The following is a 21057-nucleotide window of genomic DNA, read 5'->3' on the forward strand; positions in this document are numbered from 1 at the left end:
GAGGAGTTTGGTGGAAAAGGATGGTGGCGATGAGTCGCAAGACATTTGTGGTTACCGCTGAGCGTGGGCGGGGACCCTGGTGGGTCACCGAGTGTGCGGAAGCCGGCAGCGTGTCGCAAGTCCGCCGTCTCGATCAGGCAGCGGACGATATGCGTGAAGCTATCGCTTATCAGATGGGCCTTGGTGAGGACACTTTCGATATTGATGTGCATCCTGTTTTGCCGCATGAGTTCACCTCCGCAGCGGAAGAGGCCGAACGGCTGCGCAAAGATGTGGCCCGAAAACAGCGGGAAGCGGCTGAGGCCTCCCGGGCAGCTGCTCGAGCACTGCAACACGCCGGGCTGACATTGCGTGACATTGGAACGGTCATGGGAGTCTCACATCAACGTGCCGCACAGCTGGTGGCCTGACGAGCCATAGACAAGCTACCAACCTAAACTGGTGAACCTGCTAGCCGAGGCGTAAACCTAGGCGATTTACGTTACCTCCAGCGGGAGAGTCACGCTACCTCCAGCAGCGACTGCAGCGGCTACTTGTCGTCCTTCTTGGGCTTCTTCGGTGCCTCGATCGCGGCGATGTGAGCCAGCTCGTTTTGGGTGGGCATCGAGTAGGCGGTCGCGGTGGAGTCATGCATTTCGATGACCTTGCGGCGCATCCGCTCGTTGAACTCGTGGGCGATCTCACCGGGACGCGGGCGCATCGGCAGACCGAAGACCACATGCACGTCCGGACGCCCGGGATTCCAGCGCTTCTGCCGGGCTGGCCAGGCGGCGTAGGAGCCGACGATCGCGGCGGGCAGCACCTGGCAGTTGAACGAGATCGCGAGCGCCGCCACACCGGGGGTGAACGGCCCCATCCCGCCGGTGCGTGAGCGGGTGCCCTCGGGAAAGATGAACAGCGGCACACCATCGCTGAGCAGCTGCTTCGACATGCCGCGGTGATCTCTGGTGGCGCCACGGTTCACCGGATAGGCATTCATGAACAGCTCGATCGCCAGCGCGTTCGACCGTTTGGTGAAGAACGTGTCGGCCGCAGCACCGGTGGCCAGATGCCTGCTGAGCCTGGCCGGCAGCGCCCCCATGATCAACGGCGCATCGAAGTGCGAGGAGTGATTGGCGATGGCGATGAAGGGCTCTTCCACTCCCTCAAGGTTCTCCTCGCCGTGCACGTGGACGTTGAGAATGCCCCACACGGCAGGCTTCATCAACAGCTGCTGAGCGGCGGTGCTCGCCGTGACCGACAGCGGATTCTTGAAACGCCTCTTGTTGTCGCCGAGCTTAGCCATCAGACCTCCTCGACTTCGTGATCTTGCGGGAGATGGCGCGTGACAGCCCCTTGGGCGCATGGTCCAAGAACCAGACCGCGACGCGCCATTTGCGGGTGGGAATGGCTACCGGTTTGCCGGCGGCGGCTGCGTCCAAAGCGGTTTTGGCTACGACAGAACCGTCGACCCAGGCCCAGCCCGGCAGCTTCGGACGCGCCACCCCGGCGCGCTCGTGCAGCTCAGTTTTGACCCAGCTCGGGCACACCGCGGTGGCCTGCACGCCGGTGCCCGACAATTCGAGCGCGAGCGCCTGGGTATAGGTGAGTACCCAGCGCTTGATGGCCGAGTAGTTGCCCTTGACGATCCACGCCGACACCGACGACACGTTGATGATCATGCCCTGTCCCCGCGCTTTCATCGATCTGCCGGCCGCACCGGACAAGATCAGCACCGCGGTGCACATGACATCCATCGCACGTTCTTGGGTGGCGACATCCTCATCGAGCAACGACGCGTTCAGCCCGAATCCGGCATTGTTCACCAGGACATCGACCGGACGATCGGTCTCGCTCAAGCGAGCGATGACAGGGTCGAGATCGCTTCGGACAGCAAGATCGGCGTGCAAGGTCTCGACCTCACATCCGAAACGCGTACGCAAGTCAGAGGCAGTTTGATCAAGCCGGGACTGGTCGCGCGCCACCAACACGAGGTCGTAGCCGCGCTCGGCGAGCTCGGTCGCGAAGGCTCGTCCTATGCCCGAGGTGCCCCCCGTGACCAATGCTGTCGCCATGTTCTCCAATCTAGCGGGATGCGTCGTTCAACAGAACATGGCCGTTGCCATGCTCGAAGCAGGTCAGCCGATCATAATCCCGAAACCGTGTCCTGTTCGCGATGAGATACTCGCGATGTGACTACACAGCGTGTCCCGATCATCGGGGCGTGCCATGGGCGCTCCGGAGACCGCCTCACCGTCAATCTTCCGGAGCACCCAATGAGTCTTGGCCCACCACGTCGGGCATGACCATCAGTGTGTGTGATGGAGCCGATGTGTGGCGGCCTTATCAGAGCGGGCAGGTCAGCCGAGCAGCTCGGCGGTCTGGCGGGCCATCGCCAGTTCTTCGTTGGTCGGCACAACGAGCACCTTGACCTTGGACGCATCGGTCGAGATGACCCGGGGATCCTTGGAGCGCTGAGCGTTGGCGTCCTCGTCCAATTCGACGCCGAGACCACCCAGCCGGGCGCAGACCTCGGAGCGAACCAGCGCGGCGTTCTCGCCCACACCGGCGGTGAAGGTGATGGCGTCCAGGCCGCCCAGCAGGGCCGCGTAGCCGCCGATGTAGAACGCGATGCGGTGAATGTAGACGTCCATGCCGATGCGGGCCTGCTCGTTGCCGGCGTCGATCGCGGACTCGACGTCACGCATATCGGTGTGGCCGGTCAGCCCGAGCATGCCGGAGCGCTTGTTGAGCTCGTCGTCGATCTCGGCGGAGCTGAGACCGAGTTCGCGGCTCAGGTAGCCGACGATGCCGGGGTCGATGTCGCCGGAGCGGGTGCCCATCACCAGGCCGGCCAGTGGGGTGAGGCCCATCGAGGTTTCAATGGCATGCCCGGAGTCGACGGCCGAGATCGAGGCGCCGTTGCCGAGGTGGCAGACGATCTGCTTGAGGTCGTCGCGTCCCAGCAGCTTGGAGACCTCGCCGCTGACGAACTGGTGGCTGGTGCCGTGGAAGCCGTACTTGCGGATGCGGGTGCGCTTGGCCAGGTCGGTGTCGATGGCGTAGGTAAAGGCCTCGGCGGGCAGCCGGACGAAGAATGCGGTGTCGAAGATGCCGACATGGGGAATCTCGGGGAGCAGCTTGCGGGCCGCCTCGATGCCGGAGATACCGGCCGGATTGTGCAGCGGAGCCAGCGGCGACAGTTCACGCAGAGTATCGACGACTTCGTCGGTGATCAGCGTGGGGTCAGCGAACTTGTCGCCACCATGCACGGTGCGGTGCGCGACGGCCACGGTGGAGGAAAGGTCAGGACCGTGCTGCTTGAAGAGGTCGAAAACAGTTGCCAGAGCGGCTTCGTGGTTGTCGAGCTCTTGGTCGACGTGGAACTCGCCGGGCTCACCTGCGAGCACCTCATGGTCGATGGTTCCGGTGGTGCCGGTCGCGATGCGCTGCACGATGCCCTTGGCAAGCAGTTCTTCGCTCTCGACGTCGATCATCTGGTATTTGATCGAGCTTGATCCACAGTTCAGGACGAGGATCGGCTTGGACATAGTAGTTGGGTCCCCCTTGCTGAGAAGTCACGACGGTAAGCCACTTTACAGCCGGGACGCTGGGCTTGCTCCCTCGCCTGGGTCATCTGTGATCACCGAAAGGCGTGCGACGCCTGCGCGGCTCGAGCCCGCCGGGTACCGACTGCCATTGCGGCCGGAGATCGCCCACGCTTCAACGCAGCCGCAGATTTCTTGGTGGTCGCCTTCTTGTCCTCATTCGGGCTGTAACCCGGCGTGTTGCCTCATGTCAAGATGCCCGCGTGTTGGGGGTCGTTGACTCGTCGGGTTTTGCCCGCTTGCGGGTGCTCATTTTGGTGCGGCTGAGGTAGACGTGGTTGGTTTTGGCGCGGCGTTGGGTTTGGCCGCGGCGGCGGGCGAGTTCGGTGAGGTTGCCTTGGATGTCGGCGATGCGGTTTTTCAGGTCGAGTAGGTCGGTGTCGTGGTGCAGGGTTTCGAGGTGGGTCTGGTCGTGGGGGTCGAGGATGTCGGGGTAGTGGTGTCGTAGGCGGTTGAGTGGTGTGGTGGCGGTGTCGTAGCGTTTGGAGACTTTCGCGCCGGTGCGGGTTTTGGAGATGAGTTTTTGTTGGGGCAAGAACAGATTGACTTGGAGTGAGACCAGGGGCCAGAGCTGGTTGAGCAGGTCGAGTTCGCGGGCGGTGTCGTAACGGTAGTAGCCGACGTTGCGGCGCACGACTGACCAGTTTTTCTCTTCGACGTGGGCTTGGTCGTTGGAGTGGGAGGCTCGGCCCCGGGAGAAGGTGATGTGGCGGGTGGTGCACCAGCGCAGCAGGTGGTGGTTGATGAATTCGGAGCCGTTATCGGAGTGGATGCCGGCGATGTGGAACGGGAATCGGAGGTGGAGTTGGTCCAGTCCGGCGGACACGATGCGTTCGCCTTTGGATCGGACAGTGATGGTTTCGGTCCAGCCGGTGGCGATGTCGGTGGCGTCCAGGCTGTAATGGAATTGGCCGTTGTTGTCGCCGCCTTCGTGGCCGACCAGGTCGATTTGGATGAAGCCGGGGACGGTGTCGTTCCACTGGGCCCAGGTTTTGAGTGGGATCGAGGTCTTCAGCAGGGATCCGGGACGGGTGTGGGACATGCCCTTACCGGCGACTAGCCCGACCCGGGCGGGAGCGAGACGGCGATCGATCGTGGCCGCGGACATGGCCTGGACCTGCTCGATGATCTCGCTGGGTGTGTTGTCGAGGTGTCCGTGCCGGGTCAGGTTGGCCAGGGTTTCGGGCAGTGCGGGTCGCAGGCGTTTACCGCAGGGCCCGTCCAGTATCGCCCAGCAGCGGGTCAACAGATCGACCGCGGCCTGGTCGTAGCGCTGGAGAGGGGTTCGTGGCCGGCGTGGGCGCGGGTCAGGGTTAGCGAGCATGGTCCGGATCGCTTTACGGGCATGGTCACGATGCCAGCCAGTCACCGCACAGACGGCGTCCAGAATCTGACCCTTCTCCGTCTTGGTCGCCTTCGGCCACTTCGCCAACTGCGCCTTCGTAATCGCTTTACGCGCTGCCATCGTGAGCTCCATTCGTTATAGATCCCACGCGGGCATCTTCAAATGAGTCAACGACTCGCGCTACGCGGGCATCTACGATGAGTCAACGCGCCCGGTTCTTGTTTCAGGGTTTTCTCAGGTAAAGTCTCCGGGTGCAGTCTTCTCCGAGTCTCGTTGCCCGCTATTCGGGATTTCGTCCAGAGATTCAGGGCTTGCGCGCCGTCGCAGTGCTCATGGTCGTCGTCTACCACGTCTTCATTGGCCGGGTTTCGGGTGGCGTAGACATCTTCTTGCTGATCTCAGCCTTCTTCATGACCTTGTCGTTTGTCCGCAAGCTTGAGGGCGAACGACCTCTCGCGCTCGGGCGATACTGGCTGCACACATTTAAGCGCCTGCTGCCGTTGGCGGCAGCGACTATCTTGGTCACTTCGCTGTTGCTGGCCGTCTTCTATCCGGAGGGATCGGTCTGGGCTTTCCGTCGAGATGGCTTGGCGTCCATCTTCTATGTCGAGAACTGGCATCTGGCCCAAGAACAAGCCGACTACTACGCGACCGACCGTTCACTCTCGTCTCCGTTCCAGCATTTCTGGTCGTTGTCGATGCAAGGTCAGGTATTCCTGCTCTGGCCACTGATCTTCTTGTTCGCGAGTTGGATTAAGAAGCGCTTCGATATTCGTCCGGTCAAGACGCTGGCCGTGACATTCAGCGTGATCTTTGCTGTATCGCTGAGCTACTCGATCTACGCAACCGGGGCAGATCAGGCGTTTGCTTACTTCGATACTCGGGCTCGACTGTGGGAGTTTGCGCTGGGTTCGCTGCTGGCCCTGGCGATTCCTTTCATCAAGGTCCCCAAGGCCGGACGCCTCGCCCTCGGCTGGGCGGGATTTGTGAGCATGCTGTCGGTCGGCATTCTGATCGACGTGCAGGGTGTCTTTCCCGGATGGATCGCTCTGTGGCCGCTGGTCTCGGCGGCGGCGATAATGGCGGTTGGCCAGTCGGGATCTCGTTTCGGTATCGATCGTCTTCTCAGCTGGGGGCCGATCGTCCGGTTGGGAGATTCGGCTTACGCGCTCTATCTCGTGCATTGGCCATTGCTGATCACCTACATGGTGATCAGGGACCGTCCCGAAGCCGGCCCCCGATCAGGTGTGGTGTTGGTTGTGGCAAGTGTGGCCCTGGCGGTGACGCTGACCAGGCTGATCGATGAGCCGCTGCGACGGTGGCACTGGGCCGAGTCGACCACCAAGCACATGGCCATCATTGTGGTCACGAGCGTCGCTCTCGCGTCGGTCCCGGTGGGTGGCTGGCTCATCTGGGACACCAACCGGGTGCGGATCGAGAGTGAGCAGGCTCGCGAACAGTTCACAAGGAACAACCCCGGCGCCCAATCGCTGATGCCCGACTTTGTGTATGAGGGCGACGCGGATGCAACCATCCTGCCCAGGGTCGGCGAACTGGACACCCAATGGTTCGGACTTGAAGAAGACTGCACCGGTAGGTACGCCACCGACATTGATCTCACGCCCGGCTGGTGCAAGCAATCGCCCATGGTCACGTTTCCATCAAAAACGGTCGTGGTTGTAGGAAACTCACATAGCGCACAGATGATGGCAGCGATTCTGCCCATTGCTGAAGAACAGAACTGGCAGTTGGTGTCACTTCTGCAGCCCGGCTGCAACTTCACGGTTGTCGAGTACCTCGATCAATGCACTCCTGCGAATGAGGCATTCAACCGCTATGTTCTCGACCTTCATCCCGACGCCGTGATTCTGCATTCCACCCGGTCTGATGTGAGTGCAGATGGCGAGAATCTGGTTCCGGGAATTGCCGAGACCATCGACGAATTGATCGACGAGGGTATATCCGTGACCGGAATCCGCGACAATCCCCGCACAGAGGACGATCGAGTCGAGTGCTACACCAAGCATCTCGATAACCCGGACGCATGCATGGTTCCCGAGTCGGGTCTGCTGAAACCGATCAACCCGGCGGAGGAATTGGATAATCGCTCCGGCTACACGAATCTCGATTTCACCGATCTGATCTGTCCCGACGGTCAATGCCCCGTGGTGATCGGGAATGTCTTGATGTGGCTGGACCCGGGGCATCTGTCGTCCGACTACATCACAACGATGGTGGAACCAGCACGCGATCGCATCGTCTCCGCAGTCGAGGGTGGCTTTTGAGACGCGAGAGTGTGTGACTTTCGAGAATGTGTTTCGAGTCGAGATTGTGGCGCAGAAGCAACTCCGCAACCGGGAGATGTTTTCAGCTGCGAGGTAGCTCAAGTCGCAGCAACCGGGCGCTCAATTCGCGACCGATCCGGCAGCAAACCCGAGTACCGCAAACACATCTTCTCGTGTGATCGATGGGCAGTCAGTGACTGCCTCATCAACCGTCCTGATCAACCGGCCTGCTTGCAGCCAGTTGGCCGAGTATTGCTGAAACCCGTGATGCGCATGCTGCGGATAGTCGGCATGCCCGCCATAATGGTTGGGTCCGCGACGATCCGCGCAGTGTCCATACCGACGAGACTGCAAAGCATGCTTTATTGATCGTGTGTGAGTATCTCAAGCAGCAATTGGAGCTGCTGGGCGTATTCGGGGAGATCATTGTTTGCGGTTGCAGCGAGAATGCTCATATCGGCGGACCAATAGCCATGCACGATACGGTTGCGAAGGCGCGCGGGCCGTACCCAATCGATCTCGCTATGCAGCTTCTTGAAATCGGATGGAAGTTGAGCGGCAGCTTCCCCCAATACCGTGAAATTCCATAGAAGCGCGTCCCTCCGCTGCCGATCGTTGTTCAACTGCTCAACGGACTGATCTCTTACGAGGCGGCACGCTTCACGTGCAGCATCGATCATCTCCGTGATGAGTAGTACCTCAGGCGGCGGCATAGAAATCCTGTGCTTGACTCAGGACGTCGCTGCGGATCAAAGGATGAATCGACTTGCGTGACACCAGATCAACTGGGCGTCCGAACAGCTCTGACAGCTCGGTGGTCAGATCCTCGATTTCCCACCCCAACTCGACGCCGGGCTTGAGGGAATACAGCAGATCAATATCGGACGCTGGGGTTGCCGTTCCTCGCGCAACCGAGCCAAAAACCTCGAGGCGTTGAATACCGTAACGCTCGCAGATGCTGCGTAAGCGCCGCCGATCGGCTTCGTCCAGCTTCATGAGATCAGTCTAGAGGCCGGCAACCCGGTCTGGTTGTAATGAGCGCCGCCCATGCCGCGATTGCCGGCACCACGATTGCGCAATCTCTCCTTCCACGTAGGCGCTTTCCAGTGCGGCTGGCGGTAGGCATTGGACGCGCGGGTTGGGCAAGCCGTGGTCGCTGTTGAGTGCCCGATACGGCGAAGGGCTCGCACCAGTGAATGGTGCGAGCCCTTCTACTTGTTGAGGTCGTTCAGGCCGATCAGATGCCGGTCTGCGCCTGGATCGCGGTGATCGCCACGGTGTTGACGATGTCGGCCACCAGGGCGCCGCGCGACAGGTCGTTGACCGGCTTGTTCAGGCCTTGCAGCACCGGGCCGATCGCGATTGCGCCGGAGGTGCGCTGCACCGCCTTGTAGGTGTTGTTGCCGGTGTTCAGATCGGGGAAGATGAAGACCGTCGCCTGGCCCGCCACCTGGGAGCCGGGCATCTTCGACTTGCCGACCGACGGATCCATCGCAGCGTCGAATTGGATCGGACCGTCGACCGCGAAATCGGGTTCGGTCTGCTTGACCAGTTCGGTTGCGGCGGCGACCGCGTCCACGTCTTCACCCGAACCCGACGTGCCGGTCGAGTAGGAGAGCATCGCGACCCGCGGCTCGATGTCGAAGGCCTTCGCGGTGGCCGCCGAACTCGTGGCGATGGTCGCCAGCTGCTCGGGGTTCGGATTCGGGTTGACCGCGCAGTCGGCGAACACCAGCACCTGCTCGGGCATGCACATCAAGAACGAACCGGACACCACCTTGACGCCCGGCTTGGTCTTGATGAACTCGAGTGCCGGACGAATGGTGTTCGCGGTGGTGTGCGTGGCGCCGGAAACCATGCCGTCGGCCATGCCCATGTAGACCATCATCGTGCCGAAGTACGACGGGTCGGTCATCTTCTCGCGGGCCTGCTCGATCGTCACGCCCTTCTTGGCGCGCAACTCCGCATACTTCGCGGCGAACGGGTCGGCCAGCTGCGGGTCGTGCATCGACTGCACCTTGGCGCCCGTGATGTCGAAGCCGAGAGCCGCAGCGTCCGCCCTGACCTTGTCTTCCTCACCCAGCAGCACCAGATCGGCGACGCCGCGGCGCAGCAGAATCGAGGTCGCCTCCAAGATGCGGGGATCGCTCGACTCGGGCAGCACGATCGTCTTCTTGTCGCTGCGGGCCTTCTGCATGATCTGGTACTCGAACATGCGTGGTGTGCGCAACGCCGTGGACGGCACGTCAAGGGCTGCCAGCAGAGCCTGCTCGTCCACATTCTCGTGGAAGATGCGCAGCGCCTCGGCGTGCTTGCGCGGTGAACTCATCACCGAACCCTTGAGATCGTGCAGTTTGGACGCCGTCCAGAACGTGCCGCGCTGCACCAAGCCGACCGGCACCTGAACCTTCAGGCCGTCCATCAGCTGGCTGATCGCCTCGGGCAGCGGGTAGCCGCCGGTCAGGAAGATCGCCGCGAGATTCGGGAAACTCTGCGAGGTGTGCGCGGCGACCAGCCCCGGCAGCAGATCGGTGCGGTCGGAGGCCGTCACGATCGAGCATTCGGGCTCCAGCCGGGTCAGCACGTTGGGCAAGGTCATGCCGGCAACCACGGTGCCGAGCGACTCGTGGTCGAGAGCGGCGGCGTCACCCATCAGGAACTTTGCGTCCAGGGCCTCGAACTGGGCCCGCACGCTCGGCGCGCTGAGCAGGGCATTCTCGGGCAGTGCGGCGCTGAAACCAAGGCCGAGGGTCTTGAGCTCGGTGCGGATCTGCTCGATGTCGTCCGGGTCGACGCGGTTGGCCACGGCCCCGACGATCTGATTGTGCAGGTCGCGGAACTGTTTGGCCGCATATTCGACGGACGCCACAACCTGGTCGGGGGTACGGTCGCGTCCACTTACGACCAGCAGCACTGGCGAGCTCAGGTTCGCGGCGACACGGGCGTTGAACGCCAGCTCGGTCGGGGACGCGGCCCCGACATAGTCGCTGCCGACCACCACCACGGTCTGGAAGCGGTCTTGCAGGGCACCGTACTTGGAGATGATCTCGCTGAGAGCGGCCTCCGGGTCGTCCATGGCGGCGTCAACCTGCACGCCGATGGTTTCTTCGTAGGTTTGCTGGATGCCGGAATGCGCCAATAGAGCATTGGCAACTTCGTCGTTGTCGTCGCGGACCATGGGACGGTAAACACCGACCGAATCCACCTGCCGCGACAGTGCTTCAATCAGGCACAGGGCGATGGCGCTTTTGCCACCTAGCCCGTCGGGGGACGTAACATACACGCTTTTGTTGGTCACCCTACGAAGATACGACGATTCGCGCCCCCATTTCTTGAGGTTGCCGGAATCAGCAAGTGTCATTTGTGTGCGCTACCGCCCTCAGCCGACCACTGTGCTCCGGCTTCGTGGGTCTCGCACCGGGCTTCGTGGTTCCCGAGCGCGGCCCCCTTTGTTCCCGCGCGCGAAATTGGACGATTCGGGGCCGCGGTGTGCTGCAGGGCCGCCGCTGCCCCGCTGACTATCCGCGACCGAAATCGACTCCCGCGCCAGGTATCTCGGGCGCGGGAGCAGGTTTCGGGCGCGTCTGTGGGGCTGACGATCAGTGCCGCACGTCTCCCCGGATCAGCCGCGCGTGGCGGGCAGTGCTGCGGCGACCGCCATTGCCGCAATCTCGGCCTCCGCGTGAAATCGTTGAGATTCTCCTGTGGATAACTGAACGATTGGGGTTGCGCTTAACGATCTTTGGGGCATGACACTCACATTTAGATTCACAAACCTCGTTGATCAAGGACACGACGATAAGTCGGTGCGCAGGCAGGTGTCTTCTGGCGCGCTTGATCGTGTCCGGCATGGTGGCTATGCGCTCGATTTGTCCTCGACGCAGCCAGAGGAGCGGCATTTTGCGTTGATCAAGACGACGGCTCCGCTGCTGAGGGCCGATACAGTGATCAGCCATTCGTCTGCAGCGTTGTTATGGGGACTACCGGTGCCCAGGCGGCTGTTGGGCAAGGTTCATGACCCGTGAAGGGTCGGGCGGTGGGCATGTGCGCACGTGGACGCACACGCACATGGCTCCACTCGAACCAGAAGATGTGGCCCACGTTGATGGCCTGAACGTGACGAGCCTTGCGAGGACGGCTATCGAAACGGCCATGCTGTGCCGGCCCCACGAAGCGCTGCAAGTAGTGGATGCGGCACTGCGGAGTTCGCGGTCGCCTGATGGCATGGTCGAAGCCTGCGAGGCTGCGAGCGGACGCTCCGGTATCAGGGCAGCAAGGTGGGCCCTTGAACATGCTGATCCGCTATCTGAGAGCGCCGGCGAATCATTGAGCCGCTATTGGATGATCATGGGTGGCGTTCCGCAGCCAAAACTCCAAGTCACTATCACCGACCAGAACGGGAACTTCGTGGCCCGGCCCGATTTCGTGTGGGAGGGGTATCGCGTCATCGGCGAATTCGATGGACGCGTCAAATACACCACGATGATGGGCGACGCGGCCGACGTCATCATGAGGGAGAAACGGCGCGAGAATCGGCTTCGGGCACTCGGGTGGTGGGTTTTTCGTTGGACCTGGGACGACCTCGCCGACGGTCAACGATTCGCGGCCAAATTGCTGGCATTCTTGCGTAGTAGTCCCATCCGGCCCTTTCCATGACTACCCGCGCCCGAAATCGACTCCCGCGCCCGAGATACCTGGCGCGGGAGTCGATTTCGGGCGCGGCTGGCGTGCTGGGCCAGACGACTCCCGGAATCAGCAGCAGATGACCTGTTGGGAGGCGATGTCGGAGTAGATCACCAGGTCGTCGGTGCGGGCCACATGAAGCACATTGGCCAACCCTGCCAGATCGGGCGCCAGTTCGGTCAGCCGGTTGGGTGCCTCGGTCACCAGGCCGGGCGCGAAGCTGACCTCAGGACGCTGGTCGAAGATCGCCACGTAGAAAATGCCCGACTCGACCAGATCCTGGAAGAAATGGCTGCCCTGGGACAGCTCCGGGATGAACCCGCCCGCGGGATAGGTGAACTCTGCCATCACCGCGGCATTGCTGATCTCGGTGAAGTGCACCGGAATGCCCAACGACGGAGACGTGGTGCCCCAGCGTCCGGGAGCCATGATCATGAATGAGGCGTCGGCGAGCGCCTTGTTCACCACGCCCATGCCGCGCGCCACCGCATAGCGATCGCGCTGACCGAGCGCCAGATACGCGTCCGGGCGCACCATCACCACATGGTCGAGCGGCAGCCGTACATTGCCGCCCATGAAGTTGCCGTGTGAACTGAACAAGATGTGCGCCGGATCGGGTTCGGACGGCATCGCGATCGCATGGCCGAGCCCGCGGGTCTGCAACGGGCGGCATTGCAGCAGATTGATACGCGGCTCGCCGGACTCGTTGATATTCACCGTGTATTCGATATCGACCGGATAATCGTAGGCCTGTGACAATTTGGCGAGAATGTCGCGCATCAATGGTGCGAAATCGGTGCGCTCGATCAGGCCGTGAAAATCGAGCACCTTCGGTATCTGTTTGATCGGACGATTGTTTTCCCGTAGCCACCGCAATGTCTCGGTATCGGTCGAGAGAAAAAGATCCCAATCGGCCTTGATATCCAGTTCGCGAATATCGGCCAGGGCCATGGTGAGCTGCCGGTTTTCGTCCAGGCTCATCACATCGACATAGCGCTGGGTGTTGCGGGCCTTGTCGGTGGCGTCGACCTCGCGGGTCGGGTCGTCCAAGGTGACGAGCTTGGCGTGGTCGGCGATCGTCCGGTCGACGGCGCGGGTACCCAGACCGAGCACCAACCGCAGCATCCCTGCGTCCGGGTCGATCGAGGGATCCCAGACATAGAAATTGGACGAATTACCCACCCCGGCGGCGTGCGGGAAGAACAGGCCCTCGTGATGGTCTCCGCTCACCCGCTGCACCAAGATGGCCATCTGTTCGTCCGAGGTGTCCAGCCCCCGGTTGCGGCGGTATTCCAGCGCATCGTTGCTCATCGCGGACGCATAGACGGTGCGCACCGCGTCTTCGAGCGCATGCAGCCGCTCCTCGGGGGTGCCCTGGTTGGCGCAGAAAACCGACTCGTATTTGCCGGCGAACGCATTGCCGAAGTTGTCTTCGAGCAGCGAACTCGACCGGGCGATGATCGGGGACTGGCCGAAATACTCCAGCATCGTCAGGAACTGCTCGCGGATCGCGGGCGGGAACCTGCCGGTGGCGAGCTTGCGGTTCAGTGACGCGCCAGCGGTGAAGTAGCCGTCCTGGCTCTTCTGCTCGACCCACAGCTTCCACCAGCCGTTGGCGATGATGTAGGTGTAAAACAGGTCGGAACCCAAGAAGTAGGAGTCGTTCTGTTCCATCCGGGGCGTGAACCGGGCCTCTGAATCGTGATCCAAGATGGCGTTGGCGACGATCATGCCGACCGACTTGCCCCCGATGTACCCGGTGCCGATCTCTCGCATCGCGACGGTCAACAGGTCGGCGAGGGTGGCGTGGCTGCGGCACAGCTCGACGACCCGGCCCTCGCGTCCGATGAACATGTCGATGAGCTCATCCTTGGCCTCGCGCTGCACCCCGACTTCGAGAGAGTCGAGGGCCGCCCAACCCTGCTGGACGACCCGCTGCCAATGGTCGGGCGGATCGATGCGGTGGGACGCGGCCGCGAACAGCCGGGCGGTGGTCTCGCTGGAGGTGATCGGATTCGCCTCGTCGCCGTTGAGCAGGTGGGGGAAGAACATTGTCGGTGAATGGCGTAGCCAGACCTTCAATGGATGGACATAGGTGTCGCCCGAGATCAGGTAGACGTCGAGCAGCAGCTGGGTGGTGTCTCGGATCATGGCCAGGGTGGCGAAGGTGTGTTCGCGGCGGATCAGCCCGAAGTAGGCGACCGTGTCCATGTCGAACAGGTAGGGGCAGGTCACCTTGAAGAAGTTGCCGACGGCCAGGTCGCTGCGCCAGGTGAACAGCAGCGAGGTGAGCAGGTCGAAGACGTAGAACGCTCCGAAGCCCTTCTCGGTGATGGTGTTGTGCACCGCGGACGCGAAGTTCTCGAAGCCCAGCGAGGCGTCCAACTTGACGACCTCGACGCCGGTCAGGTCGTCCAAGAGCGGGGCGTGCGACCCGAACCGGAAATAGACCAACCGGCGGCCCTCTTCTTGGGCGCGTTCGGCGAAGGGCTGGATCAGGTCGCGGTATTGGGAGAGGCTGTCAACCTGCCAAACCACGTTGTCGCCGAGCCGCAACCCGTCGAAGATGCGGTCGAGCCCGGTGATGCCCGTGCTGGCCCGGTTGTAGCTCTCCATGGCCCCAGCCTAAAGGTCGCCTCCGGCGGGTGTGACCGGCCCTGTCCGGTTGGCCTGCGCATCGTGGAGAATCAGCGCCCGTCATGGGCTTTGGATCCACACGGTACGCCGAGGCGTCATCCGATCACACGGACGCGCAGCACTCCTTCAACTTGCTCGATCGCGGCGCGCAACTCGCGCGTGACCTCGCCCTTCACGTCGATCAGCGTCCAGGCCAGTTCGCCTCGCGACTTGTTCAACAGGTTCGCGATGTTGATGCCTGCGTCGCCGATCAGGGACGACACCTCGCCGACCATATTCGGCACGTTGACATTGGCCACCACGATGCGGGTCGTGCCGGGCTCCCGGGGAAGGATCGCGTCCGGGAAGTTCACCGAATTCGTGATGTTGCCGTTCTCCAAGAAGTCTTGCAGCTCGATGACCGCCATCGCTGCGCTGTTCTCCTCGGCCTCCGCCGTGGATGCACCCAGATGCGGCAGCGCCACCACCTTGGAGTGGCCGAGCAGCTCGTGGCTCGGGAAGTCGCAGACGTAACCGCGGATCGACCCGGCGTCCAAGGCCTCGGTCATCGCCTCAGAGTCGACGATGCCGGCCCTGGAGAAATTCAGCACCAGCGCGCGCTGCTTCATCAGGCCGAGCCGCTCGCGATTGACCAGGTGTTTCGTGCCGTCGACCAGCGGCACATGCACCGTCAGCACGTCCGCTTTCTTGAAGACCTCGTCGATGGACGAAGCCCTGGTCACATGTGAACTGAGCTGCCAGGCGTGCCGGATCGTGATCGCCGGATCGTAGCCGAGCACCTTCATGCCGAGCGCCACCGCCGCATTGGCCACCTGAACTCCGACCTCGCCCAGCCCGATCACGCCGAGTGTGCGCCCGGGCAACTCCCAGCCGACGAACTGCTTCTTGCCGGCCTCGACCGCGGCATTGATCTCGTCGTCGTCCCCGGCGAGCCGGCGGCTGAAGTTCGCTGCCGGAATGATGTTGCGGACGCCCAGCAGCATGCCGGCCAGCACCAGCTCCTTGACGGCATTCGCGTTGGATCCCGGGGTGTTGAACACGACGATGCCGCGTCCGCTCAGCTGATTGACCGGGATGGTGTTGGTGCCGGCCCCGGCCCGGCTGATCGCCAGCACCGAGTCAGGGATCTCGACCGAATGCAGATTGGCCGAGCGCACCAGCCAGGCGTCCGCGTTTTCGACCTGCGAACCCACCTCGTAGGTGTCCGGCAGCTTTGACAGTCCGCGCGCGCTGATCGAGTTCAGCGTCTGGATACGGTAGGTCATCTTTGGCCTCGGTCCTGTTCTGTGCGCCTACTGCGCATCCCACGCGCCGACTTGCCGCCGCGTGATTCGGAATCGTCTGTGTTATTGCCTGGCGCCGCGCCCGCTAGGTCCACCGCGAACGTGCAAGGGTGGGCGCGCGTCACCCGTGGACGCGCTCGAACTCCTTCATGAAGTCGATCAGAGCGTTGACCCCAGCAGGCGGCATCGCGTTGTAGATGGACGCCCGCATACCGCCCACCGAACGATGCCCGGCCAGGTTCGTCAGACCCGCATCGGCGGCGTCCGCCACGAACTTCTTGTCGAGATCAGAGTTGGCCATCAAGAACGGCACGTTCATCCAGCTGCGGGAATCATGAGCGACCGGGTTCGAGTAGAAGCCGGACGCGTCCAGGAAGCCATAGAGCGCCTCGGCCTTCTTGCGATTGCGTGTCGCCATGCCTTCGAGACCGCCGTGGTCCTCGACCCAGTCAAGGATCTGGCCGAGCAGATAGATCGAGAAGGTCGGGGGAGTGTTGAGCATCGAATCGTTGTCGGCCATCAGCCGGTAGTTCCAGATCGATGGGGAATCGGGCCGTGCGCGGTCGAGCAGGTCCTCGCGGACGATCACCACGGCCATGCCGGCCGGCCCCATGTTCTTCTGGGTGCCCGCGTAGATGACGCCGAACTTCGACACGTCGATCGGACGCGAAAGGATCGTGGAACTCAGGTCCGCGACCAGCGGCACATCACCGGTCTCGGGAACATAACCGAACTCGACGCCGCCAATGGTTTCGTTCGGCGTGTAGTGCAAGTAGGCGGCACCGGGGGTCGCGGTGATGGTGTCCCCGGCCGGGGTGGTGGTGTAGTTGGACGCCTTTTCGTCGGCGACCACGACTGTCTCGACGCCGAACCGCTTGGCCTCCTTGAGGGCTTTCGCGCCCCATTGGCCGGTCAGCACGAAATCGACGGTGTCGCCGGGCTTCGACAGGTTGAGCGGCACATCGGCGAACTGCCCGTAGGCGCCGCCCTGAATGAACAGCACCCGGTAGTCGGCGGGGATACCCATCACATCTCGTAGTGATTGCTCGGTGCGGGCCGCGCAGGCCTTGAACTCGGGGCTGCGGTGCGACACCTCGGCGACCGACATTCCGGTGCCTTGCCAATCGAGCAATTCGGCCTGGGCCTGCTCGAGAACGGCTTGTGGCATCATCGCTGGACCAGCGGAGAAGTTATATACGCGCACGAGTTAGATTGTTGCACCTTTGTGCCGAGCCCCGTGGATCGTCCGCGGTTGTTCGGTCGGCCGCAATGTTCAGCGACTTCGGCGCTTTGCCGATGTTCGCGGGCGTCTTCCTGGGATGGGCGGGAATTGCCGCAGTTATTTGGCTGACCCCGGGTGACGGCCAGCGCCACTGAGAACTCAAAATAACGGTGAGTCCCCGCCCAAATCTTCGGGCAGGGACTCACCGTCGTTAAACGTCAGACGACGCTTCGGACGATTCCGGGCGTGCTGACGTGTCTAGGGGAAACAGCAGGCCAGTGCTGGCCGGTGCGCCCGAACTTGTGCGAAATCAGGCGCCGACGACCTCGAGGGGGACGTGGGCGGTGACCGCTGGGGTCAGCTTGATCGAAACCAGGTGGGTACCGGTGGTCTTGATCGGCTTGGCCGCCGAGATGGCGCGCTTGTCGACCGACGGGCCGCCGGCCTTCTTGATCGCCTGGGCGATCGTGTTGCCGGTCAGTGCGCCATACAGCTTGCCGGAAGCATCGGTGCGGGCCTCGACCTTCACCTGGAGCTCTTCGAGCTGAGTACGCAGTTCGGCCGCATGCTCGTTGCTGCGGACCTGCTTGGCGTCGCGGGCGCGCTTGATGCCCTCGATCTGCTTGGCAGTGCCACGGTTATAGGCGATCGCGAAGCCACGGGGCAGCAAATAGTTGCGTCCGTAGCCGTCCTTCACCTCAACGACGTCGCCGGCGATACCGAGGTTGTCGACTGTTGCAGTCAAAATGAGCTTCATATCAACACACCTCCTGGTCAGCGGGCGTTCGTGGTGTAGGGCAGCAGCGCCAGCTCGCGGGCATTCTTCACCGCGATCGCGACCTTGCGCTGATCCTGCACGCTGAGCCCGGTGACCCGGCGCGCGCGGATCTTGCCGCGTTCGGAGATGAACTTCCGCAGGGTTGCGGTGTCCTTGTAGTCGACATTGCCGATGCGGACCGTCTTGACGGGGACGATCTTCCTCTTGTTCACAGGCTTACGCTGTGGACCGGCCATTGTGGTGCTCCTTAGTCTGAGCCCGGCTATCCCTCAACAGGCTTCGCCGGAATGTGCCTTGTATATGTGTGTATCTGTGCCGATCTGACCGGACGATCAGAACGGCGGTTCTTCGCTTTGGGCGCTGGCCCACGGGTCGTTCGAGACGCCGCGGTTGGGTGAGGACGAACCACCCGACTGCCAGTTATCCTGGCCGCCGCCCTGGTTGGCGTTGTTAAAGCCACCTTGGTTATAGCCGCCGCCCTGATTGGGCTGGCCGCCCTGGTTGCCACCTTGCCAATTGCCGCCGGAACCAGAAGAGGTACGGGTGACTTTTGCTGTGGCGTAGCGAAGCGACGGACCGACCTCATCGACGTCGACTTCGAAGACCGTGCGGCGGTTGCCTTCCCGGTCGTCGTAGCTGCGTGCTTTGAGCCGGCCATGAACGACCACCCGCATGCCCTTCTGGAGCGATTCGGCGACGTTTTCGGCCGCCTGGCGCCAGATGGAGCAGTTGAGGAACATGGATTCGCCGTCTTTCCACTCATTGGTCTGACGGTCGAAAGTGCGCGGCGTTGAGGCAACCGTGAAATTTGCCACCGCTGCGCCCGACGGCGTGAACCGTAGTTCGGGGTCGGCAGTCAGGTTGCCTACCAGTGTGATCTGGGTTTCACCTGCCATGGGATTCCTCCATTACGAGTGCGAATAAGTTGTCTGCGGGTTCTCCCAAGTATTCGCCACGGCACCGACAAAAAATCGATGCCCGATGAATCTGTGGACAACTCCGCGAGTTCAACTCGGGGTTTGACGAAGAATGCGATACCGAGCAGCAGCTTTCGAACCGGATATCCGAGGGCCGAGGCTGAGCCGCGTAGCGAGGCTACGGTCAGCCCGGGATTCAGTTATTCGATTCCAAGGGTGATGCGCGGTGGCGATTTCCTGCCGGGCCCCTACTTCTTGTCGGTGCGCATCACCTTGGCGCGCATGATCTGCTCATCAATGGACATGAGCCGATCCATTTCCTTGACGGCATCAACGGGCGCCGTGATATCGAGCACGGCGTAGATGCCTTCGGGCTTCTTGTTGATCTCATAGGCCATCCGGCGCTTGCCCCAGACGTCCTGGTTGTCGATGACGCCGTTGGCTGCGGTGATGACCTTCTGATGCTTCTCCAGCAGAGCCGGCACCTGACGCTCGTCGACATCGGGGTCAATGATGATCATGATCTCGTACTTACGCATACGCTAACTCCACCTCCTTCGGACTAGGCGGCCGCGAGTATTTCCCGTGGCAGGAGGACGTAATACGTGTGCCGGACACTACGGACGCGTCCGACACAAGCCGCGAGTCTACCCGCCTGTGTCGACGAAGTCGAAACCTCCAGGCAAGATAGCCCGCTCCGCTTTGTGCCGGACGTCGGGCCGTCACGCACGAGGTTTCGTGTTGATGAACACTGACTGCCGATATGGACGATGGCTTGGCGCACACCACAAGCCAAGATCTATATCGGCAGCCTTTGGAAAAAGTAGCGGGCCACGGGGCACGGTCTTCTGGGCCAACGGGATAGGACCAACCTGCGGTCAGCGGGGTGGGCCGGGCAACAGCACCTGGCCGTCGCGCACCCAGGCGATCAGGCCGCCTGCCAGCGCGTAGGCGTTGAGGCCTTGGTCGCGCAGCAAATGGGTGGCCGCTGATGCGTGCGCCGGAGTCGAACTGACCACCACGATGGTCTTGGACGCGGTCTCCGGGTCGAGCATCGCCAGCGGATCATCCCCCCAGATCGCCTCGAGCGCGGATTCCCTCAGGTCGGTGATCGCGATCAGCTTCGCGCCGGGGATATGGCCCCGCTCGTACTCGCTTCGCGTCCGTACGTCGATGAACAGGCCGCCCTTGGCGAGTTGACCGAGCGCGTCCGTGATCGAGATCGCAAACTCGTCAGCCTCGGGTTCGTCCTTGCTGAACAAATCGCGGAAGCCCATCGTCCTCGTCCTCTTTCATCCACAGTTAGGTGACTACCGAATGAGACTTTCGCTACCGATATAGCGGTAGCCAGGATCTATTTCGGTAGCCGAATTGTACGGCGCTGGCTATAACGGAATACACCGACAGTAACTACAGCCGTTGACGAAGCCAGGCGACGTCTGCCGCCTGATCCTCGATGCTGCCGTGGGTCTCCAGAATGGTCGGGGCATCGGCCTGCTTCACGACTTCGACCAGCAGATCGGGGTCGATCTGGCCTTGTCCGAGGTGGGTGTGGCGGTCGGCACCCGAGCCGGCCACGTCGCGCGAATCGTTGAGATGCACCAGATCGATACGTCCGGTGATGGCCCGCGCCCGCTCGACGATCCCCGTTAGCTCCTCGCCGGAGGCGTGTGCATGGCAGGTGTCGAGGCAGAACCCGACCTGATCGAAGTCGGACGCCTTGGCCAGCTGCTCCCACAGTCTGCCGATCGAATCGAGGTAGCGGGCCATCGCATGCGAACCGCCGGCCGTGTTCTCGATCAGGATCGGGCACTCCAGCCGCAGCCCGTCGACGGCCTTGAACCAGTTCACGTACCCCTGAGCCGGATCGTCGTTGGCAGTCACGTGACCACCGTGCACGATCACACCGCGCGCCCCGATCGCGGCCGCTGCGCTGACGTGTTGCTGCAAGATCTTGCGGCTCGGGATCCGGATGCGGTTGTTCGTCGAAGCCACATTGATCACGTAGGGCGCGTGCACGTAGATGCCGACCCCTGCCCGCTCGGCCTGCTCGCGCAGCGCCTCGGGCCCGTCTTCGAAGCCGAGCTTCGGTGCCTTCCAACTCTGCGGGTCGCCGATCTGAATCTGGACGATCGGCACCTGGCCCCGCAGCGCCTCACCCACCGGATCGGACTGGTCGACGGTCATCCCGAGTTCGAAGGTCATGGGGCCACTCTAGGTGTGGTTCGAAGAGCGGCGCGGACAATCGTCCACCCGGTGGTTTGAGACTCAGCCCGGACGCCCACATGCTCACACTAATTCGCGAATGCTCGCAGTCCTG

At 62.4% G+C, this 21057-nt stretch carries 19 protein-coding genes; 3 read left to right on the top strand and 16 right to left on the bottom strand.

All coding sequences use genetic code 11. The features are described from left to right. Positions 1 to 29: 29 nt before the first annotated feature. Positions 30 to 410: a hypothetical protein gene (locus QQ658_RS14270; protein WP_286025503.1), complete on the top strand. Its 381-nt coding sequence runs from the start codon at positions 30 to 32 to the stop codon at positions 408 to 410. A gap of 119 nt (positions 411 to 529) precedes the next feature. Here the strand turns inward: QQ658_RS14270 and QQ658_RS14275 are convergent, their stop codons facing one another. The 4 genes from QQ658_RS14275 to QQ658_RS14290 all read right to left on the bottom strand — a co-directional run bounded on the left by QQ658_RS14275 (position 530) and on the right by QQ658_RS14290 (position 5052). Further along, positions 530 to 1285: a lysophospholipid acyltransferase family protein gene (locus tag QQ658_RS14275; protein WP_353057929.1), complete on the bottom strand. Its 756-nt coding sequence runs from the start codon at positions 1283 to 1285 to the stop codon at positions 530 to 532. Next, entirely contained in the window at positions 1278 to 2054 is a 777-nt protein-coding gene (locus QQ658_RS14280; RefSeq protein ID WP_286025504.1) for an SDR family NAD(P)-dependent oxidoreductase, read from the bottom strand. The genes QQ658_RS14275 and QQ658_RS14280 overlap by 8 nt, the downstream gene beginning before the upstream one ends. A 285-nt stretch (positions 2055 to 2339) precedes the next feature. Further along, a complete protein-coding gene (locus tag QQ658_RS14285; RefSeq protein WP_286025505.1) occupies positions 2340 to 3530 on the bottom strand; it encodes an acetate/propionate family kinase in 1191 nt (396 codons plus the stop codon). A gap of 247 nt (positions 3531 to 3777) precedes the next feature. Beyond that, complete coding sequence (locus tag QQ658_RS14290; RefSeq protein ID WP_286025506.1) at positions 3778 to 5052, bottom strand: integrase catalytic domain-containing protein; 1275 nt, start codon at positions 5050 to 5052, stop codon at positions 3778 to 3780. Positions 5053 to 5183: 131 nt separating this feature from the next. Between QQ658_RS14290 and QQ658_RS14295 the strand changes: the two genes are divergently transcribed. Further along, positions 5184 to 7217 (top strand): acyltransferase family protein, encoded by a 2034-nt coding sequence (locus tag QQ658_RS14295; protein ID WP_286025507.1) that lies wholly within the window; start codon positions 5184 to 5186, stop codon positions 7215 to 7217. A 362-nt stretch (positions 7218 to 7579) separates the two neighbouring features. Here the strand turns inward: QQ658_RS14295 and QQ658_RS14300 are convergent, their stop codons facing one another. The 3 genes from QQ658_RS14300 to pta form a co-directional block, all read right to left on the bottom strand. Next, positions 7580 to 7897 (bottom strand): HepT-like ribonuclease domain-containing protein, encoded by a 318-nt coding sequence (locus tag QQ658_RS14300; RefSeq protein WP_286025508.1) that lies wholly within the window; start codon positions 7895 to 7897, stop codon positions 7580 to 7582. Between the two features lie 19 nt (positions 7898 to 7916). Then, positions 7917 to 8213 carry a nucleotidyltransferase family protein gene (locus tag QQ658_RS14305; protein WP_286025509.1) on the bottom strand — a complete coding sequence of 99 codons (297 nt, stop codon included), beginning with the start codon at positions 8211 to 8213 and terminating at the stop codon, positions 7917 to 7919. Positions 8214 to 8454: 241 nt separating this feature from the next. Further along, positions 8455 to 10515 (bottom strand): phosphate acetyltransferase, encoded by a 2061-nt coding sequence (pta, locus tag QQ658_RS14310; protein WP_286025510.1) that lies wholly within the window; start codon positions 10513 to 10515, stop codon positions 8455 to 8457. 926 nt (positions 10516 to 11441) lie between these two features. Here pta and QQ658_RS14315 point away from each other — a divergent pair. Beyond that, the gene (locus QQ658_RS14315; protein WP_286025511.1) at positions 11442 to 11873 is read left to right on the top strand and encodes a putative endonuclease domain-containing protein; all 432 of its coding nucleotides are present in this window, start codon (positions 11442 to 11444) and stop codon (positions 11871 to 11873) included. Positions 11874 to 11969: 96 nt separating this feature from the next. On the opposite strand, the gene QQ658_RS14320 is transcribed toward QQ658_RS14315, so the two are convergent. The 9 genes from QQ658_RS14320 to QQ658_RS14360 form a co-directional block, all read right to left on the bottom strand. Continuing rightward, entirely contained in the window at positions 11970 to 14516 is a 2547-nt protein-coding gene (locus QQ658_RS14320; RefSeq protein ID WP_286025512.1) for a PEP/pyruvate-binding domain-containing protein, read from the bottom strand. A gap of 116 nt (positions 14517 to 14632) precedes the next feature. Next, positions 14633 to 15802 (bottom strand): phosphoglycerate dehydrogenase, encoded by a 1170-nt coding sequence (locus QQ658_RS14325; RefSeq protein ID WP_286025513.1) that lies wholly within the window; start codon positions 15800 to 15802, stop codon positions 14633 to 14635. 139 nt (positions 15803 to 15941) lie between these two features. Then, the gene (serC, locus tag QQ658_RS14330; RefSeq protein WP_286025514.1) at positions 15942 to 17024 is read right to left on the bottom strand and encodes a 3-phosphoserine/phosphohydroxythreonine transaminase; all 1083 of its coding nucleotides are present in this window, start codon (positions 17022 to 17024) and stop codon (positions 15942 to 15944) included. A 328-nt stretch (positions 17025 to 17352) separates the two neighbouring features. Continuing rightward, entirely contained in the window at positions 17353 to 17799 is a 447-nt protein-coding gene (gene rplI, locus QQ658_RS14335; RefSeq protein ID WP_286025515.1) for a 50S ribosomal protein L9, read from the bottom strand. 17 nt (positions 17800 to 17816) lie between these two features. Next, positions 17817 to 18056 carry a 30S ribosomal protein S18 gene (gene rpsR, locus QQ658_RS14340; RefSeq protein ID WP_286025516.1) on the bottom strand — a complete coding sequence of 80 codons (240 nt, stop codon included), beginning with the start codon at positions 18054 to 18056 and terminating at the stop codon, positions 17817 to 17819. A gap of 96 nt (positions 18057 to 18152) precedes the next feature. Beyond that, complete coding sequence (locus QQ658_RS14345) at positions 18153 to 18716, bottom strand: single-stranded DNA-binding protein (RefSeq protein ID WP_286025517.1); 564 nt, start codon at positions 18714 to 18716, stop codon at positions 18153 to 18155. A gap of 269 nt (positions 18717 to 18985) precedes the next feature. Beyond that, positions 18986 to 19276: a 30S ribosomal protein S6 gene (gene rpsF, locus QQ658_RS14350; RefSeq protein WP_286025518.1), complete on the bottom strand. Its 291-nt coding sequence runs from the start codon at positions 19274 to 19276 to the stop codon at positions 18986 to 18988. Between the two features lie 339 nt (positions 19277 to 19615). After that, positions 19616 to 20014: a rhodanese-like domain-containing protein gene (locus QQ658_RS14355; protein WP_286025519.1), complete on the bottom strand. Its 399-nt coding sequence runs from the start codon at positions 20012 to 20014 to the stop codon at positions 19616 to 19618. A 133-nt stretch (positions 20015 to 20147) separates the two neighbouring features. Next, positions 20148 to 20942: a deoxyribonuclease IV gene (locus tag QQ658_RS14360; protein WP_286025520.1), complete on the bottom strand. Its 795-nt coding sequence runs from the start codon at positions 20940 to 20942 to the stop codon at positions 20148 to 20150. Positions 20943 to 21057: the final 115 nt, after the last annotated feature.

Source organism: Propionimicrobium sp. PCR01-08-3, assembly GCF_030286045.1.
Taxonomy (GTDB): domain Bacteria; phylum Actinomycetota; class Actinomycetes; order Propionibacteriales; family Propionibacteriaceae; genus Brooklawnia.